General features: G+C 41.5%; 16 protein-coding genes and 1 pseudogene. 9 read left to right on the top strand and 8 right to left on the bottom strand.

All coding sequences use genetic code 11. The annotated features are described in order from the left end of the window. Positions 1–206: 206 nt before the first annotated feature. From ACWATR_RS08350 to trpE, 3 genes are all read left to right on the top strand, one after another. Positions 207–2,216 (top strand): DICT sensory domain-containing protein, encoded by a 2,010-nt coding sequence (locus tag ACWATR_RS08350; RefSeq protein WP_460331325.1) that lies wholly within the window; start codon positions 207–209, stop codon positions 2,214–2,216. Between the two features lie 222 nt (positions 2,217–2,438). Continuing rightward, the gene (locus tag ACWATR_RS08345; protein WP_460331323.1) at positions 2,439–2,861 is read left to right on the top strand and encodes a photosystem I reaction center subunit II PsaD; all 423 of its coding nucleotides are present in this window, start codon (positions 2,439–2,441) and stop codon (positions 2,859–2,861) included. Between the two features lie 216 nt (positions 2,862–3,077). Beyond that, positions 3,078–4,607, top strand: coding sequence for an anthranilate synthase component I (gene trpE / locus ACWATR_RS08340; protein WP_460331320.1), 1,530 nt, complete (start codon positions 3,078–3,080; stop codon positions 4,605–4,607). A gap of 632 nt (positions 4,608–5,239) precedes the next feature. Here trpE and ACWATR_RS08335 read toward each other — a convergent pair. Next, positions 5,240–5,476, bottom strand: coding sequence for a hypothetical protein (locus ACWATR_RS08335; RefSeq protein WP_460331317.1), 237 nt, complete (start codon positions 5,474–5,476; stop codon positions 5,240–5,242). A 65-nt stretch (positions 5,477–5,541) separates the two neighbouring features. Further along, positions 5,542–5,745 carry a high light inducible protein gene (locus ACWATR_RS08330; RefSeq protein ID WP_460340289.1) on the bottom strand — a complete coding sequence of 68 codons (204 nt, stop codon included), beginning with the start codon at positions 5,743–5,745 and terminating at the stop codon, positions 5,542–5,544. Positions 5,746–6,217: 472 nt separating this feature from the next. On the opposite strand from ACWATR_RS08330, the pseudogene ACWATR_RS40415 reads away from it, so the two are divergent. From ACWATR_RS40415 to ACWATR_RS08315, 4 genes and pseudogenes are all read left to right on the top strand, one after another. Then, positions 6,218–6,379, top strand: a pseudogene (locus tag ACWATR_RS40415) (hypothetical protein); the annotation flags it as partial. Positions 6,380–6,495: 116 nt separating this feature from the next. Continuing rightward, complete coding sequence (locus ACWATR_RS08325) at positions 6,496–7,458, top strand: orange carotenoid protein N-terminal domain-containing protein (RefSeq protein WP_460331315.1); 963 nt, start codon at positions 6,496–6,498, stop codon at positions 7,456–7,458. A 302-nt stretch (positions 7,459–7,760) separates the two neighbouring features. Beyond that, a complete protein-coding gene (locus ACWATR_RS08320) occupies positions 7,761–8,381 on the top strand; it encodes a pentapeptide repeat-containing protein (RefSeq protein ID WP_460340286.1) in 621 nt (206 codons plus the stop codon). 291 nt (positions 8,382–8,672) lie between these two features. Next, positions 8,673–9,260 carry a Uma2 family endonuclease gene (locus tag ACWATR_RS08315; protein WP_460331313.1) on the top strand — a complete coding sequence of 196 codons (588 nt, stop codon included), beginning with the start codon at positions 8,673–8,675 and terminating at the stop codon, positions 9,258–9,260. A gap of 2 nt (positions 9,261–9,262) precedes the next feature. Here ACWATR_RS08315 and ACWATR_RS08310 read toward each other — a convergent pair whose 3' ends face one another. The 3 genes from ACWATR_RS08310 to purS form a co-directional block, all read right to left on the bottom strand. Beyond that, positions 9,263–11,197 carry a hypothetical protein gene (locus tag ACWATR_RS08310; RefSeq protein WP_460331310.1) on the bottom strand — a complete coding sequence of 645 codons (1,935 nt, stop codon included), beginning with the start codon at positions 11,195–11,197 and terminating at the stop codon, positions 9,263–9,265. A gap of 260 nt (positions 11,198–11,457) precedes the next feature. Then, positions 11,458–12,135 carry a phosphoribosylformylglycinamidine synthase subunit PurQ gene (purQ, locus tag ACWATR_RS08305; protein ID WP_460331308.1) on the bottom strand — a complete coding sequence of 226 codons (678 nt, stop codon included), beginning with the start codon at positions 12,133–12,135 and terminating at the stop codon, positions 11,458–11,460. 100 nt (positions 12,136–12,235) lie between these two features. Then, positions 12,236–12,514 carry a phosphoribosylformylglycinamidine synthase subunit PurS gene (gene purS / locus ACWATR_RS08300; RefSeq protein WP_181931074.1) on the bottom strand — a complete coding sequence of 93 codons (279 nt, stop codon included), beginning with the start codon at positions 12,512–12,514 and terminating at the stop codon, positions 12,236–12,238. A 144-nt stretch (positions 12,515–12,658) separates the two neighbouring features. On the opposite strand from purS, the gene ACWATR_RS08295 reads away from it, so the two are divergent. After that, a complete protein-coding gene (locus tag ACWATR_RS08295; RefSeq protein WP_069068179.1) occupies positions 12,659–13,063 on the top strand; it encodes a Fur family transcriptional regulator in 405 nt (134 codons plus the stop codon). A gap of 262 nt (positions 13,064–13,325) precedes the next feature. On the opposite strand, the gene ACWATR_RS08290 is transcribed toward ACWATR_RS08295, so the two are convergent. From ACWATR_RS08290 to ACWATR_RS08280, 3 genes are all read right to left on the bottom strand, one after another. Further along, positions 13,326–13,895: a Uma2 family endonuclease gene (locus tag ACWATR_RS08290; RefSeq protein ID WP_460331304.1), complete on the bottom strand. Its 570-nt coding sequence runs from the start codon at positions 13,893–13,895 to the stop codon at positions 13,326–13,328. 133 nt (positions 13,896–14,028) lie between these two features. Beyond that, positions 14,029–15,036, bottom strand: a complete 1,008-nt coding sequence (locus ACWATR_RS08285) for an SPFH domain-containing protein (RefSeq protein WP_460331301.1) — start codon at positions 15,034–15,036, stop codon at positions 14,029–14,031. A 98-nt stretch (positions 15,037–15,134) separates the two neighbouring features. Further along, a complete protein-coding gene (locus ACWATR_RS08280; RefSeq protein ID WP_069068182.1) occupies positions 15,135–15,569 on the bottom strand; it encodes an NfeD family protein in 435 nt (144 codons plus the stop codon). 232 nt (positions 15,570–15,801) lie between these two features. On the opposite strand from ACWATR_RS08280, the gene ACWATR_RS08275 reads away from it, so the two are divergent. Beyond that, positions 15,802–17,805 carry a protein phosphatase 2C domain-containing protein gene (locus ACWATR_RS08275; protein ID WP_460331298.1) on the top strand — a complete coding sequence of 668 codons (2,004 nt, stop codon included), beginning with the start codon at positions 15,802–15,804 and terminating at the stop codon, positions 17,803–17,805. Positions 17,806–17,819 lie beyond the last annotated feature (14 nt).

Raw genomic sequence — 17,819 nt, 5'->3', positions numbered from 1 at the left:
TTGCCTCTAATCTTTTCCCTTGACCCCGCCAAGTTCCCTTGGCGAACTACTAGTTGGTAACGAAGTGTTACGCCTGCTTTAGCGAAAAGCGCTTTTTAGCGTTCTTTACATATTGCAACTGTCTATTTAACTTGAGAGTCCCTTGGAATTTGTACAATGCAGCTGTGACGTGGATCTTATCGAGGTTGAGCGTTTAACAATAATTCATGAGCATTTCGACTTCTGTGCTGAGTGATCTGCTAAAGTCCCTACCCTACTTGCGGCCCCAGCTATATTTTAAGGCTTCATTAACGGCGCTCTCCCACGCGATGGAAGATCAAGTTTTGGCTGCGACTTTAGCTCAACCCCTTGTAATTGCTAGTTTCCAGCGAGAGCGATTCTACCGCCAAGAAGCTCATCGCTACCAGCGACTGGCCTTGCGAAGTAATCAAATATACGTATTATCTGCTCCAGAAACGGATTTTGCCAACAGTTCAGAACACTACGAAAAAGTCGCTTTTGAGCCAACGGATGGCTTAAGTCAAGAGTGGCACTTGGTAGTGATTGCTGACAATTATGCTACTTGTCTGGTTTGTCGGGAAAACCTTGGTTCTCTTGCCAAAAACAAGCCACTAACGGAACTAAGCCCTAATCTGGATATCGATACAGCGCGAAGATTTGAGGGAATTTGGACATCGGAAAGGGGAGTTAGCCTCAAAGCCGCCGAATTGCTGTTAGACAGGATTTTAGTTTACAGACCAGAACTGGCAAGTAAAATTCAACAAGCACGTCAGAGGTTTGGCATCGGGGAGCCGCGCAACCACTCTGGAGCCGAACAGGACAATGAATATGCTTGTGACATTGATACAGATCCCTTTGTGCAGCGCTTAGTAACTTATTTGCAAGCTAGTCAGTACAAATTGCACAAAGCCTACCGTTCCATTGCTGCCCAAGCACGAAAAGAACGATTAGTCAATTCGATTAGCACTGCCATTCGGCGATCGCTCGATCCTCACGAAGTTCTCCAGGTGGCGGCACAAGAATTAGGACAACACTTAGAAGCTTGTCGCTGTTTAATTTACCGCGCTCAAGCCACAGATAGCCAAGCCATAATTGAACACGAATTTTTGACACCCGGCGTTTTATCTGTTCGTGGGCAAACCTGGGAGTTAGAGCAAAATTCCCTATTTCGGGACATAGTGCAACAAGGCGAAGGTGTTTGTATTAGCGATACGCTCAATGACCCTCGTGTTAATAATTCGCCAGGACTTTCCTTGATTGCTAAAAAGTTTGCCATTCGTTCTTGGCTGATGGAACCAGTATTCTATCAGGGGCGATTATTGGGCATTGTAGAATTGCACTATTGCCGGATGCCACCGCACGAGTGCCAACCTGGGGAATTGGATTTAGTAGAAGCGATCGCTACCCAAGTAGGAGCAGCTCTTATCCAAGCGGAAGCTTATGCTAACCTAGAAGAACTTAACCAGCAGCTAGAAGCTCTAGATCGCACCCGCAGCAACCTCATAGCCATTACCGGACATGAACTGCGTACCCCCCTATCCACAATTCAAGTGTGCCTAGAAAGTCTCGCTACCGAACCGGATATGCCCTTGGAGTTGCAGCAGATCATGCTCAACACCGCTCTTTCCGACTCGGAACGGATGCGAAAACTGGTACAAGATTTCCTCACACTTTCCAACTTGGAAAGCGGCCGGGTGGAATGGCACCCAGAATCCCTCACCTTACAAGAATGTGTGGATTTAGCACTTAGCCGAAATCGCACGCGTTCTTCAACGGAAAAGCCGCCCCACGTTAAAACTCAAATTGCCGAAAACCTACCTTTGGTAAGAGCAGACGGTGATTGGTTAGTAGAGGTACTGGCAAAACTCATGGACAATGCTTTTAAATTTACGCCACCCCAAGGAGAAATCACCATTAAAGCGATTTACAACAGCCGTCAGATGGTCGAGGTGAGTGTAGTTGACACTGGACGCGGCATTGAACCGAATCGATTAGAAGTAGTTTTTGACCGCTTCTATCAAGAAGAGGGAGCGCTACGTCGTACTACTGGTGGAACTGGACTTGGTTTAGCAATTTGCCGTCAAATTGTTAACGGCTGGGGTGGGGAAATTTGGGCGGAGTCAACTGGCAAAGACCAGGGTAGTCAGTTTCACTTCACTATCCCGATTGTTCAGAGTAGCCAAGAGGAAAAGCGGACAAAAGTTAAGAGTAAATAAGTATTAGGGACTGGGGATTGGGGATTGGGAATGGGGCATGGGGCATGGGGCATTGGGCATGGGGCATTGGGCATTGGTTTTTAACTAATGACTAATGACTAATGACTAATGACTAATGACCAATGACTAATGACTAAAAACTGTTACAGTCTATGACGCGATCGCAATATGATCCTGGTTGCGATGTTAGGATTCCCTAAAAACGTTGAGAGAATCGACTTTATGGCAGAAACACTCTCTGGACAAACCCCGCTATTTGCTGGCAGCACTGGTGGCTTGCTAAACAAAGCACAAGTTGAAGAAAAGTACGCTATCACTTGGACTAGCCCGAAAGAGCAAGTATTTGAATTGCCTACAGGTGGTGCTGCTATTATGCGGAAAGGTGAAAACCTGCTGTATATAGCTCGTAAAGAATATGGCATCTTCTTGGGCGGTCAGCAACTTCGTAAACTCAAAATCACAGATTACAAAGTTTACCGGATTTTACCCAACGGAGAAACTACTTTAATTCACCCAGCTGATGGTGTCTTCCCCGAAAAAGTAAATGAAGGCCGTGAAAAAGTGCGTTATGTCCCACGCAGCATTGGGCAAAACCCCAATCCATCACAACTCAAGTTTAGTGGTAAAGCTACCCACGACGTATAGGGACTAGGGACTGGGGACTGGAGAGCAGAGGAGCAGAAGAGCAGAGGAGCAGGGGGAAGTTACAGCAAATCTTTCCCCTCTGCCCCCTACACCCTCTGCACCTCTGCTTCTTGTACCCCATGCCCTTCAGGAATGCTGAGTTAGGAGTTATTATTTCTCCTCTGCTCCTCTGCCCCCCTGCCCCTCTGCTTCTTATGCCCCATCCCTAAGCAATTTATGGTATTCCCCGATTTCTCCGAATTTTCTCAGCTAGCTCTACAAGGTAACTTTGTTCCCGTGTATCAAGAATGGGTGGCGGATTTAGATACGCCCGTATCCGCTTGGTATAAAGTCTGTGCGGGTCAGCCTTATAGCTTTTTGTTGGAATCCATAGAAGGTGGGGAAAAACTAGGACGCTATAGTTTAGTGGGCTGTGATCCGGTATGGGTTTTGGAAGCAAGGGGCGATCGCACGACTCAGAAAAACCGCGATGGTTCACAGGTAGTTTTTGCTGGCGACCCTTTTACGGCTTTAGCTGAATGTTTAGCACCTTATCACCCAGTAAAATTACCGCAGCTACCGCCAGGAATTGGCGGTTTGTTTGGGTTTTGGGGCTATGAATTGATTCACTGGATTGAACCGCGTGTACCAATTTATCCACCAGATGAGCGAAATATTCCTGATGGATTGTGGATGCAGGTAGACCACCTATTGATTTTTGACCAGGTAAAGCGGAAAATTTGGGCGATCGCTTATGCTGATTTACGTGACCCGAATGTAGATTTAAAAGCAGCATATCAACAAGCTAGCGATCGCGTCACCCAAATGCTCGAAAAGCTATCTCTACCCCTATCGCCGGAAAAAACTCGATTGGAATGGAATCCGCCAGGGAGCAGAGGAGCAGAGGATCAGGGGAGTAGAGGCACAGAGGAGTATAAGAGTAATTTTACCCGCCCTGATTTTTGTGCCAGTGTCGAAAAGGCCAAAGATTACATTAAAGCAGGTGATATTTTCCAAGTTGTAATTTCTCAGCGACTATCAACAGCATACACAGGCGACCCATTTGCCCTTTACCGCTCCCTACGTCAGATAAATCCTTCGCCTTACATGGCTTACTTTAACTTCCAAGATTGGCAAATTATCGGTTCCAGTCCCGAAGTGATGGTGAAAGCCGAAACCGATGCAGATGGTGGAGTGATAGCAACGGTACGGCCAATTGCTGGGACACGTCCACGGGGTAAAACTACCCAGGAAGATGCAGCTTATGCTCAAGATTTACTCCAAGACCCCAAGGAAATAGCCGAACACGTAATGCTTGTGGATTTAGGGCGGAATGATTTAGGGCGTGTTTGTCAAAGTGGTAGCGTCAAAGTTGATGAGTTAATGGTAGTTGAGCGCTACTCCCATGTAATGCACATTGTCAGCAATGTTGTGGGTAAATTAGCGTTTGGTAAAACAGCATGGGATTTACTGAAAGCTTCCTTCCCAGCCGGTACGGTAAGCGGCGCACCCAAAATTAGGGCGATGGAGATTATCCACGAATTAGAGTCTAGTCGTCGGGGTGTTTATTCCGGTGTGTATGGATATTACGATTTTGAAGGACAATTAAATACTGCGATCGCAATTCGCACAATGGTAGTGCATGATAATACGGTGAGCGTACAAGCCGGCGCAGGTTTAGTGGCTGATTCTGAGCCAGAGAAAGAATACGAAGAGACGCTGAATAAAGCTAGAGGTCTATTAGAAGCGATTCGTTGTTTGCGTTGAATTGAAGAAGGGAATAGGGAATAGGGTATAGGGAATAGGGAATAGGGTATAGGGTATAGGGTATAGGGTACAGGTTATTCCTTGTTACCTGTCACCTCTCCCCTAATCCCCAATTCCTTTTATATAGGACTCATATTTGATTTCTAAAAAAACCTCAGTACAACTAAGAAGCCTTCTTGACTGTTGCCTATTGCCTATTGCCTACCTACGCAAATTAGTTCAAAAATCAAAGCGGATTCCTATAGTTATTTTCGCGTAAAATTAATTGCACACTGGTTTTTGTTAGTTAATTGTAAAACCGGACTTGATATCAGTACAGAAATAGTTCGATCTGCTGTATGAGAATCCAGACCAGACTTTAAAAGTTGATATATTAATATCCTTCTATTTTGAATTACATAGGTTTTACTTTGAACTGCAAGATATTTGGAAACAATTTGTGCTACTTCTAAACCCACGTATCCGCAATACCGAGACAAATTGGGAAGCTTTATAAATCCAATCAACATCAAACTTTTTCCAAAGCTAAACGGAGTTTTTTAGACCTATTGAAAACTGAAAAGAAGTCCTGGTATCCAAATCCAAGACCTCCGTTGAAGTTACCACTGACTAGAAATCAACAAACTTGCTCATCATAATTGGCTGAAGTAAATCGCCCAAAGAATTCCAGTTACTCCAATGGCAGTTAAAAGGTTAGTGAAAAATCTGCCAAATTCAACTTCTTGTCCCAATCCCTTGTCGTCTTGACCGGCAGTGAAAAACAATGACCAGGCTTGATTTGCATTGATAGTCTCAAAGTTGTTGAAATCAGGTCTAAAAACAACGGGCCCAATCAAATCTTTTTTGGGATAATCAAAATCAGTTTTCATAAGTTTGCCTCTAAATTGTTTTATTTGTCAACTGAAGAAAATTCGTAAATCTCAAGGTTTCTTCTCTAAAGGTTAGTTAGCCATCCAATCAAACCGTGTCCGGTGATCACTTCCAAAGCTATGAGTGAGACAAAACCAATCATTGCCAAACGACCATTGAGTTTTTCGGCATATTCGGTGAAGCCTGTCCGTGGGGTTTCATCAACATAAACCTTAGACTTCTTGCAGAAGTGGGTAAAGGGTAAAGGGGAAAGGGGAAAGGATGGAATTTTCCCTTTCCCTTTAACCTTTAACCTTTCCCCAACATCTTGCAAAAGTTACTTTTGCAAGATGTCTCTTGGGTTCAATCGCAAATCTGTTGAGTTGCCCACGTTCATTAATGCTAAAACCTTTACTTGTCATCTTTTACTACTTATTTTTGTTCTCTGTAAACAAACAATAACTATTGTAAATATTTTTTGCAACTACTTGACATGCTGCAAAAAGTAGTAAGAACCGTACTAAGAAAGTAGGGTATTCGGATTTGTGCGAGAAGTAGGCGATATCTATGGTCGGCTACGCCTACGCTCTTAGAAGTGAATACACACAACAGTACTAGTTGTGTTTAATAAAACTTATCTTTTATATAAACAGAAGTTATCAATGTATGGCTGAGAAAGTATTGCTTATTTGTAACGAACTTGTTATGTTTCTTTACATAAAGATACAAAATCAAATTCAATGCGTTAAACCACTGTTAATCAAGGCTTTCTAAATAACTATACAGTTGAGCCTGCAATTTTCTTTGCCGAGTATCCAAACTCAACGGCAACAGAATTGCTATGCCTAGCAATATCTACGACGGGTTGTGAGGCTTGTAATCCCACAGGGAAGCAAGCTATCGCAGACAAGACTCGATATTAGTGAGGCAAAAACAGCTAAGTGCCTTTGTTAACAGCTAAACGCATTTCTCCTTTGTCTTTGCACATTTGATTTTTCACATTCGATAGAACTGTAATTTTCTTTTTGGAATTTCTGCTATGTCTTTTACCATCCAGTCGGCTCAAAGTATTTTTCCCGGAACCCTAGTTGCTGACGTTGTTCCAACCGTTGTTGAATCCTTCTCTCAGCTGAATGCTGAAGATCAACTAGCGTTACTCTGGTTTGCCTATACCGAGATGGGTAGAAGTATTACAGTTGCGGCTCCTGGAGCAGCCAACATGATCCTCGCGCAAGGCTTACTCGAACAAATTAAGCAGATGCCTTTTGAGGCTCAAACGCAAGTCATGTACGATTTGGCTAACCGTGCTGATACTCCCCTCTGCCGTTCCTATGCATCCTTCACCGTGAACATCAAGTTGGGCTTCTGGTATCAGTTAGGAGAATGGATGGCCCAGGGAATCGTTGCTCCTATCCCAGAAGGCTACAAACTTTCTCCTAAAGCTGCCGACGTGTTGCAAGCAATCCGCAATGCTGATTCCGGTCAACAAATCACAATTCTACGCAATACCGTAATTAGCATGGGATTCGATCCGAACGCTCCTGGCAGTTACAAAAAAGTTTCAGAACCTGTGGCTCCTCCCACTGCACCAGCGTTTCGGACTAAAGTCACCATCGAGGGTGTAGACAATCCGACGGTGTTGGGCTATATCAACAACATGAATGCCAATGACTTTGATGCTGCGGTTTCTCTGTTTACCTCTGAAGGTGCTTTGCAACCTCCCTTTGAAAGACCGATTGTTGGTCAAGAGGCAATCCGGGCTTACATGCGTGAAGAATGCCAGGGATTGAAGATGATCCCAGAGCGCGGTGTATCTGAGCCAGTGGAAGATGGCTACACCCAACTTAAAATCACCGGTAAAGTCCAAACCCCTTGGTTCGGTGCCAGTGTGGGGATGAATATTGCATGGCGCTTTTTGCTAGATCCCCAAGGCAAAATTTTCTTTGTAGCAATTGACTTACTTGCTTCTCCTAAAGAGCTGCTCAACCTAGTACGTAAATAGAGGGCTAGTGGTCTGCCAATCCAAAAATGCTGGGTGAAGATTGGGAAAGGTTAAAGGTTAAAGGGGAAGGGATAAAACACCTTTAACCAGCCAACTTACCTTGGCGAACTACTAGATTAGTCGCTGCTTAAGCGTAGCCCTTCGTAGACATGCCGCTACGCTTAAGCAAAGCAAACTGATAATGGCTTCTTTAGCATATTCGTCCTGCGATCGTTGTTGAAGAATATACAGAATTCACAATTCAGAATCAATTGGATACTGTAATTTTCCGGTGAGAAATGGAGATTTGGGAGGCGGGCTGTATGGATGCTGATGAACTTCTCAAACGCTATTGTGCAGGAGAGAGAAATTTCACTCAAGTAAGCCTGCACTTAGTTAACCTCAGTGAGGTGTGTTTAGCTGGAATCAATTTGGATCGAGCTAACTTGGCTAACGCAACTTTATCACACGCCAACCTGCGCCAAGCAAACCTGATCGAAGCAAATTTGACTGCGGCGGCTCTCTGGAGAACCGATTTTAGTGGAGCAAATCTGATTTTAGCAAACCTCAAGGCTGCTAACTTGATACGGGCAACTCTCAGTTGGGTGAATTTGCATAAGGGAAGCCTTGTAAAAGCAGACCTGCGTTTAGCAGATTTGCATGATGCTGATCTCAGTAGTGCAAACTTGGCTGGAGCAGACTTGCGTTATACCAACCTCAGTGGGGCAAACTTGGCTGGGGCAAATCTCAGTGGTGCAAACCTGACTGGGGCAAATTTGAGCAATACAGACCTGAGTCATAGCAGTCTTGCTAAAGCTATTTTGTATAGAACTGATTTAAGTAACGTTGATTTCACGGAAGTAGACCTGACTGAGGTCGATCTGCACCACTGCTTATTTAACGGAGTTACCCTAACTGAAGGAAGCTTCATCAAAGCAGGTTGAGCGTTGCTGCTATCTCATTAAAAATCCAAAATTTAAAAATCAGTCTTTTTTCAAGGCAGTTTCAAATCTCTCTACTAATGAATGTCTCGAATTCTTGATTGCAAGAAGCAAATATATCCCAGTAAAGCTGCACCGAATGGGTAGACAAATTTATTTAATAGGTAAAGTGCGTAGGCGTAGCCCGTCGTAGACATCGCACTCCATCATCTCATGGCAGCGATGTCTACGACGGGCTACGCCTACGCACCCTACACAGCACTACACTAGAAAGTAAGATGCTCAAAATAGCCTATGAACGCTACAACAACCACTTTCCCTTCTACACTCAAATTGAAAATTGACTTGACTGATGAGCAATTTTTCCAGATGTGTCAGAAAAACCGCGATTATCGATTTGAGCGTACAGCATCAGGGGAAATATTAATTATGCCACCTACAGGTAGTGATACTGGCAACCGTAATTTTGATATGGTTGTTGAATTAGGAATCTGGAATAAACAGACTAAATTAGGCAAAGGTTTTGACTCTTCAACTGGTTTTACCCTACCCAATGGTGCAGAACGTTCTCCTGATGCTTCTTGGGTGAAAATTGAGCGTTGGAATGCTTTAACTCCAGAACAACAAGAAAAATTTGCCCCGATTTGTCCTGATTTTGTAGTAGAGTTGCGTTCTCGCACTGATTCTTTGAAAGAATTGCAAGAGAAAATGCAGGAATATATCGAAAATGGCGCTCAATTAGGCTGGTTAATTGATAGGAAAAACAAGCGAGTAGAAATTTATCGTCCAGGTAAAGATGTAGAGATATTAGACAATCCTGTTAGTTTATCAGGAGAAAATGTACTACCTGGATTTGTGTTAAATTTGCAGCAGATTATGTAGCTTTATCGATTGGGATATACATGGCGCATTTCAAAGCGACTTTGTTCCCAAAGTGGTAACAGAGCCTCTTTCGCAGCATTTAATTGAGCTTGCGAAAAAGAGATTTTCCCATTTTCTATAATCCAAATAAATGTCCGAGTTATTAAATCTGCATTGAAACTGTTCTCGTATTCACTATTATTTATTCTTGCTACTTGTTCATCTAAGCAATCTATAGCATATTTAAAAGTCAAGTTTTTCCAGTCTTTGAAATTGCTAGAATTTTCTTTTTGCGTATTTTTCCACTCAACTTTACGCAAGTTTCCTATAATATAGTCTATGCCTGTTATGGAAGAATCCGTATTACGCACCAAATTTGTATAGGCTTGGTAATATGGCTTCAAGAGCGAAGCAGCCATATTTTCCACATATATATGTAGCCAAGATTGTATGTCGCGAAGATAAGGTGCTAAATTTATGAGCTTATCAATTTCTGGAATCAGCATACGATCGCTTGTGTAATTTGTTATTTTTGCTAGCAATTCAGCTTCAGATAGCTGAGACTTATCTGAGTAATAATTAATAACTTTTGGAATATATTTCTCTAATAACCACTGTTTGGTATATCTAGCTGTCCAGGTTCCCCGTGCCCCTATATCTTGCTGCCACAAAGTTAATTTACCTGTTTCAATAGATTGAAAATTAAGATTATTTAGCTCGTAGATTATATTAATTTGATTATTAGACAATAAAGACAAGTCTATATCTAATTTTGGGAAGATAAATGTATGGTCGCGAATTCCTCGACTCACTCGAATTGATATACCTTCTCTATGGAATAGATGCCATTCTGACTTGCCTTTTGTATAATCAAATTCATTAGCAAACTGCTGCATTAACTCCCATAATTCTTGTCTTACAGAAAAAAGGATAAGACCTCGACTTTCTGAAAATTTTACGAATTCAAAATTCCATGTTTCTAAAGCATTTTCAAAATTGATTATTGAATTTTTATATTCTTGGCAAACTTCATCAACACACAAACACAAGTCTGCTACTTCTAACTTTGATAAAATAACTGTTGTTTGACCTAAAATTACTTTAAAATTATTTTTATCTAACTGTTTCAAAAACCGACGACATTCCCAATCTACCTGGGTGTACAATCCAGTCATTAATTGACCTAGAATCTCTTGATGATTTAAGTTAATTTTTAAACCTCTAAAAAGAATACTGCTGAATTGTATTTCACAATTACCTTCTGCAAAAGCTTTGGGTAAATTACATGCGATCGCAACTTTTGGTTTCACAACAACTAAGCGATAGCCTTCTCGCATTATGCAAGGCTCAAAATCACATTTTTCTAAAACATCCTGTAAATCTGGATGGCATCTGATAAACTTTTCTATTAAGTTATCTTTAGTATGTATTAAAAAACCTGCTGTATTTTTCTCAATATTTTTAACCACATTAAAGTTTAGTTTATTATAAAAACTTGAGGCAATATCATTATTTTTAAGCGCATCTATATTTATATCAAATACTAATTCTTCCCTATAGAAATTTAGGCGTTTAAAAATGTTTATTTTATATCCATTAGTGACAATAAAAAATAGTGATTTGAAATCATTACTATAAAATCTTGCTTTTTCAATAGCATCATTGAATTTAGTTTTATCTGGTTCTATGACTTGAATAAAAATAAGTGATGTATCTGGATTTTGCTCCTTAATATCATCTGTTGTAAAATAAATCTCAGCATTCTCATAATTTCTATCATAGTTTCCTGATTTATTTTTTGCCAAAGGGTATTCACGATGACATTTGTCTGGATAACAGAGATGCTTAAACATTGGAAAAATAAACTTTTCTTTTATATCATCTTCGTTTTGTAAAATATGATGGTCAAAACCTTGTATCCATGTAATGAATTGTTTAATTGACTCTGGAATAGTCATCAGATAATCTACCTGCTTGTATAAATTTGCTATGCCTTATTTTGTTCGTGTAACTAGCAATTTATCAAGTCAGTTTGGATAATATCGTGATTATAGATACTTTACTAAATTTAGAAATACCAGATATAGAAAAGTATTAGTATGAAAATCTAAATTATAAATTTAAGGGACAGGCAAAACGCCCATCCCACAAAATTATCAAAATCATTCTGCAAATATGCAACGCCCTTTGTTTGCTATCAGAGGCGCGAACATCAACTTTAAACCAACGCTGCCACCTTCTCTAGCAAGCCTTGAAACAACCTCAAGCCATCATTTCCCCCTAGCATTGCGTCTGACGCCCTTTCTGGGTGCGGCATCATCCCCAACACATTGCCCCGACGATCGCAAATCCCGGCAATATTGTTCAGCGAACCGTTGGGATTCTCTCCTTCATAACGAAACAAAACCTGCCCGTTATCTTCAATTTCTGCGAGAGTGGCTGCATCGGCGTAGAATCGCCCCTCCCCGTGGGCAATGGGTAAAGTGATAACTTCACCAGTGCTATAAGATTGAGTCCATGAGAGATTAGTACGCTCAACTTTCAAAGGGACGCGATCGCAGATAAAATGCAAATCACGATTTCTGGTTAACACTCCTGGCAAAAGTCCAGCTTCAGTTAATACCTGAAAACCATTGCAAATACCGAGGACAAACTTACCCTTTTGGGCGTGTTCAACAACCTGCTGCATCACAGGCGAAAAACGCGCGATCGCACCACAACGCAAATAATCCCCGTAACTAAAGCCACCAGGGATAATCACGACATCCAAATCAGCAATATCTGTTTCTTGATGCCAAACCATGCGGGTGGGTTGTAAAAGCAAATCTCTAGTTACATAAGCAACATCGCGATCGCAATTAGAACCGGGAAAAACAATAATACCGAATTTAGTCATTTGTCATTTGTCATTTGTCATTTGTCAATAGGAGCAGGGATTAGGGGTAAGCATATAACCAATCCCCAATCCCCAATCCCTAATCCCCAATCCCTAATCCCTAAAAGACCCCAGTTTGTGTTTCCACTTCAATCAAATCAAAGCGGTAATTTTCAATTACAGGATTTGATAACATTTGGTCACAAATGGTATCAAGGTCTTGACGTGCTTTCTTCTCATCACTTGAGGTGATGGTGAGTTCAATGTACTTGCCAATCCGCACCTGGTCAACGTTCTCGTATCCCAGTTGCTTAAGACCGGATTGTACAGCCACACCAGCGGGGTCTAAGACTGAAGGACGAAGGGTCACGAAAATTTTGGCTAGATACTTGGTTTGCACGGGCTTTTTCTGAATGCTGCGATCGCTATACTATAACTTTCTGCTCCAACTGAGTGAAAATAAGATTACGAAGCGGTTAAAGTTAATTGATTAATTAGCCCATCTAACAGCTTCAACTACAGTGGCATATTTAAATAATTGTCTATGAGAGCCATACGCACCCGCAGTCAAGAGCGTATTTTCAATCTACTGAAAACTATCAAAAAAGGCATTTCCGCCCAGGATATTTACGTAGAACTACGCAACACTAATCAGAGCATGGGTTTAGCGACAGTTTACCGTTCGCTAGAAGCCTTAAAACTCGAAGGCATGGTACAAGTGCGGAATTTGGCTAACGGTGAAGCGCTCTACAGCCTAGCGCAGCAAGACAAACACCACCTTACTTGTTTGCAATGCGGTGTCTCAATTCCAATTAATCAATGCCCCGTTCATGACCTAGAAAACCAGTTAGAATCCAGCCACAAGTTTAAAGTTTTTTACCACACCCTGGAGTTTTTTGGGTTGTGCAGCCAATGCCAAGTAAACCAAGCTACTGAGATTAGTCAATAGTCATACCGATTTTATGTGAGGTTGCACTTAATTTTCTCACAGACTAGAGCCAGTGACCATCAGAAAAAGCCTGCTTAGGCAGGCTCATGATGTGAATTTTCATAAATAAATGGTGTATTTTATTTGATCTTCAAGCCTAATTACAGGAGTAATGGAGTGTTGAGAATTAGCGTTGAAGAAGCAGCGATGAATTTAAAATCTCTCTTGGAACGAGTAGCTAGGGGAGAAGAAGTGAATTGGCGTCAGCTTACTGTTGCTTTATTCAAATAAAACTCAACCAGCTAAATACATCTGCAACTGTTAATTGCCAATTTTCCAAAACACTCAAAACGGGTAAGATATCTTGCTGTTCTTTTAATTCTGGTAATTTATTGGGTTCAAAAATCATGATTGACTCATCATCAGCATCGAGTAACCAACCTAGCTTTGCTCCATTTTGAATAGAAAATGTAATTTTGCGGATAACTCGGTTGGGTGATTGTTCCGGTGAAAGAATTTCGATTATCCAATCTGGGGGAATTTCAAATTTATTTGTAATTCTGCCTTTTGCATCAAGGGGAATTCTTTGCCATTCAAACACAGCAATATCTGGTACTATTGAACGACCTTGAAATGTACAGCGTAATTCAGGAAAAGCATAAGCACTTTTTTTCGGTTTACCAATCTCATTAATACCTGTGACTAAACTGCTTTGTAAGGTACTATGTTTTCCTTGCGGCATAGGTTTTTGGTAGATTTGCCCGTTAAAATACTCGCTTGCTGGCTTAGTTTCTGGTAGTTTTAAAAACTCTTCTACACTTAATGCTGTAGTTGGCTCAATAGATAAGGTCATAATTTAAAACTATCAAAGCTTGATTATTTTATCATTGGGCATGGGGATTATGAAAAAGGGTAAAGGGTAAAGGGGAAGGGGTTTGTTTCTTTATCCTTTTCCCTTTGTCCTCTCTACTCCCCACTCCCCATTTTTAACTAGGGCGGTTATGTTCTAATCCTGGGATTTGTTTAGAAAACAACTCGTTAGAGTCAAGCTGACCATTTGAGATAACGGAACGCATACCCTCAAAAGCAGCAGGGATAGTACGCGGATCTATAAATAAGACCTTGCTGCTATCGCTTCTACCAATTGTTGCACCCATATCTAGATAGCCCAAGGCAAACAGAACTTCCACTGCTTTATTGGCATTGGGATTCGTCTGGAGCTTTTGTGCAATAATTTCTGATGACTCTGCGATCGCTTGGGCTTTTAAAACTTGCTGCTGACGTTCCGCTTGAGCTTTCAAAACGATCGCCTTTTGTTCAGCTTCCGCTTGCAGAACTGTTGATTTTTGCCGAGCTTCTGCATCTAATATTTGCGCCTCTGCTTTACCTCTAGCACTATTGACAGCAGCTTCGCGTTCACCTTCAGAATTTAAAATTGCTGCCCGTTTGCGTCGTTCTGCCGACATTTGCAATTCCATCGATTCTCGCACCGCCTGAGATGGAACAATATCTCGCAGTTCTACCCGCGTCACTTTCACACCCCAAGGATCAGTGGCAATATCCAAATCTCTTAACAACAGTTCATTGATTTGGGAACGAGCAGTAAAGGTTTCATCCAACTCTAGTTGTCCCATCTCGGAACGAATTTGAGTCAGCACCATATTCACCATTGCCGACTGGAGATTTTCTACCTTATACCAGGCTTTTTCCATATCCACAATCCGCCAATAAAACACTGCATCTACCTCAATACCAACGTTGTCACGGGTGATGCATTTTTGGGGAGGAATATCTAAAACTTTTTCCCGGATGGTTTCTCTGTAAACGATTTTATCCAAAAAAGGAATTAAAAAATTCATTCCTGGTTCCAGCTTTTTGTTATAGCTACCCAATCTTTCCACCAAGGCTTCATTACCCTGATTGATGACTTTTACAGACCCCGCTACAGCAGAACCACCAAGGGCTAAAAAGACTAGTAAAAAGAACTGTTCCATTATAAATCTCCTGATTTTTTAAGTATCAAATGTAACTCAAAAGTAAAAGAAGTGGGGGAAGGGGAAAAAACTAATGACAAATGACAAATGACCAATAACTAATGACTCAATAAATTTTCTGGTATCACAATCAAAGTAGTGCCTTCTCTCCTCACTACATAAACTCTTTGATGGGGTGCTATGGTAAATTTGTCATCGTCGCATCGTGCTTGCCAGGAATTTCCCTCATACAGCACCCGCCCTGTTTTCCCAGGTGGGATTTCTGTTAAGGTTTCGGCTATAACTGCATCCTGAATTTTCGACTGGCGTCGTCGTGGTTGCAAAAACCGACGAGAAAGCACGATTAGTAATGTGGAAAGTAATAGCCAAACTAAAACTTGCAACCATACATTTCCCAAACCAACTCCAGACAGCAGCGCCACCACCAAAGCGCTTATTCCCATCATGAAGGCGACAAACGCCGATGGTAAAAATAGTTCTGTTAAACACAGAACCCCTCCTGCCAGAAGCCAGATTAAGGTAAAACTTGGCATAGCGCCATCCTAGTGTCTACATTGACGTAAATGCATTTCTACGATTAGATACAGCCAGACTAAGTTATTTACAGCAAGCAAAACTTGGTATTTATACCAATAATTTTGATTAATTTCAGTAACAAGGTGTAGCTAGCGGTACACAAATCCAGTCTATTCTAGCCTTCAAGTCATTGGCAGCTAAAATTAATCGAAGTTAATGAGTTGATTGTTTTTTTAAATTTATACTTTTATGATTTCTACTCAACTGATAATTTTTTGTATAAATCCACGTTGTAAGAGTCCCATTAATCCGATGGGAGATAGTGTTTGTGCCAGTTGCCAAACTCCTTTAGTTCACCGTTATCTTTGGGCGACTGGCTCATCGTCTGCTCAAATCCCACCAGGCACAAAGGTAGCAGACAGATATGAGGTAATTAGCTCCCAGATTTGGCTGGATACTCAACCGGGACTACCGCCAGATGTCCCTGAAGAATTGCCAACGCAAGTAATTCCTTATTTACAGTTATATCAAGAGCGGTTGCATCTCCCCCAGGCTTATGGGTTTGCTTGTTATGAGGAAAATACAACTGATATCCTCTTATTGGAAAATGTGCCGATAGATAAGACAGGAAATATTTATCCAACTATTGTTGAGGCATGGGAACAAGCAACAGCGGTACGACAAGTTTATTGGCTGTGGCAAATTCTCCAACTTTGGACACCTCTATCAGAGTTGGGACTTAGCCACAGTTTACTGGTAGTAGACAATTTGAGAGTTCAAGGTTGGTGTTTGCGACTGTTAGAACTTTATCAAACACCAGCAAATGAGAAATTGAGTTTACAAAATCTGGGAGAGTGTTGGCAGTTTTGGGTAGTTTCTGCAAAAACATCAGTAGCCAAAGGTTTACAAAACATCGTCCAGCAGATGTGTGAAACTGAGGTTGATGTAGAGACTATTAATATTCAACTCAATAATTTACTACTAGCATCTGCGGCAGAATTACCATTAATTTTAAAGGTGGCAGGCTCTACAGATATTGGCCCAATTATGGCGCAAAATGAAGACGCTTGCTATCCCAATGCTTTGATTGATTTAGATGAACCTTTATTGCACCACTTATCGATTGTTTGTGATGGCATTGGTGGACATGAAGGCGGCGAGGTTGCTAGTCAGTTGGCAGTACAGTCTGTAAAGTTGCAAATTCGCGTTTTACTAAAAGAGATTACAGAACAAACTGCACTTGTTCCACCTGAATTGTTGCAAGAACAATTAGAAGCAAGCTTGCGGGTGGTAAATAATCTGATTTGTGCCCGTAATAATGAGCAAAAACGCCAAGGCAGAGAACGCATGGCTACAACTATTGTTATGGCGTTGCAAGTTCCCCAACGAGTGCAAACAAGTACTGGGTGGCAATCAAATAATACCCATGAACTTTACTTGGCTAATGTTGGCGATAGCCGTGCCTATTGGATTACTCGCAATTATTGCCAGCTACTCACTGTAGATGATGATGTAGCAACGCGGGAAGTACGCTTTGCTAAAAGCTTGTATCGAAAGGCACTTTTAAGACAAGATGCTAGTGCTTTAACTCAAGCATTGGGGACAAGAGATTCAGAATCTTTGCGTCTCAAAGTTCAGCGATTCATTGTCGAAGAAGATGGCATTTTGTTACTGTGTTCTGATGGTTTGAGTGATAATAACTGGGTGGAACAATCTTGGCAGGATTATGCAATACCTGTGTTAGCAGGGCAAATGACAGTTGAAGATGCTGTCCGCAACTGGATTGACTTGGCAAACGAAAAAAATGGGCGTGATAATACGTCGGTTGTTCTCACTTATTGCCGTGTCTCCCCAGAATATTTAGTACCTGTGACTCCGACATTGCCAGAAGAGATTATAGAAGCAGAAATACAAGAAGAAGCAGAAATACAAGAAGAAGCAGAACAAGTAGAGGAAGAAGAGGAAGAGGAAGAATTAATTTCCTTTACAGAAAGTTCGCAAACGTTGCTAGATTTGGATCTAGAGTTGGATCTTTTAGAGGAACCACCTTTAAATCCAGAAATTCCACCAACCTTAATTACAAAACCTAGTCTAGGCAAACGTTTGGTAACGCTGGGAGGAGTTTTGGCTTTGCTTGTAGTGGGTACAAGTGTGGGATTATTTACTTGGTGGCAAGTCAATCCTCAAGGATTCCAGCAGATGTGTCGGCAACTTCCCCAAAGATTGCAGCAAGTGTGTCCGACTGAAAAATAGAGATTAGGGAATAG

Source organism: Nostoc sp. UIC 10890 (genome assembly GCF_054786515.1).
The sequence above is the reverse complement of the archived record's forward strand: the minus strand, read 5'-3'. Positions and strand labels throughout refer to the sequence as shown.

Excerpts from the sequence above, each read along its gene's own strand:
- ACWATR_RS08280 (WP_069068182.1), bottom strand. The coding sequence starts at position 15,569 with ATGCCAAGTTTTACCTTAATCTGGCTTCTGGCAGGAGGGGTTCTGTGT.
- trpE (WP_460331320.1), top strand. The coding sequence starts at position 3,078 with ATGGTATTCCCCGATTTCTCCGAATTTTCTCAGCTAGCTCTACAAGGT.
- ACWATR_RS08325 (WP_460331315.1), top strand. The coding sequence starts at position 6,496 with ATGTCTTTTACCATCCAGTCGGCTCAAAGTATTTTTCCCGGAACCCTA.
- ACWATR_RS08315 (WP_460331313.1), top strand. The coding sequence starts at position 8,673 with ATGAACGCTACAACAACCACTTTCCCTTCTACACTCAAATTGAAAATT.
- ACWATR_RS08320 (WP_460340286.1), top strand. The coding sequence starts at position 7,761 with ATGGATGCTGATGAACTTCTCAAACGCTATTGTGCAGGAGAGAGAAAT.
- ACWATR_RS08290 (WP_460331304.1), bottom strand. The coding sequence starts at position 13,895 with ATGACCTTATCTATTGAGCCAACTACAGCATTAAGTGTAGAAGAGTTT.
- ACWATR_RS08275 (WP_460331298.1), top strand. The coding sequence starts at position 15,802 with ATGATTTCTACTCAACTGATAATTTTTTGTATAAATCCACGTTGTAAG.
- ACWATR_RS08285 (WP_460331301.1), bottom strand. The coding sequence starts at position 15,036 with ATGGAACAGTTCTTTTTACTAGTCTTTTTAGCCCTTGGTGGTTCTGCT.
- ACWATR_RS08295 (WP_069068179.1), top strand. The coding sequence starts at position 12,659 with ATGAGAGCCATACGCACCCGCAGTCAAGAGCGTATTTTCAATCTACTG.
- purQ (WP_460331308.1), bottom strand. The coding sequence starts at position 12,135 with ATGACTAAATTCGGTATTATTGTTTTTCCCGGTTCTAATTGCGATCGC.
- ACWATR_RS08350 (WP_460331325.1), top strand. The coding sequence starts at position 207 with ATGAGCATTTCGACTTCTGTGCTGAGTGATCTGCTAAAGTCCCTACCC.
- ACWATR_RS08310 (WP_460331310.1), bottom strand. The coding sequence starts at position 11,197 with ATGACTATTCCAGAGTCAATTAAACAATTCATTACATGGATACAAGGT.
- ACWATR_RS08345 (WP_460331323.1), top strand. The coding sequence starts at position 2,439 with ATGGCAGAAACACTCTCTGGACAAACCCCGCTATTTGCTGGCAGCACT.
- ACWATR_RS08335 (WP_460331317.1), bottom strand. The coding sequence starts at position 5,476 with ATGAAAACTGATTTTGATTATCCCAAAAAAGATTTGATTGGGCCCGTT.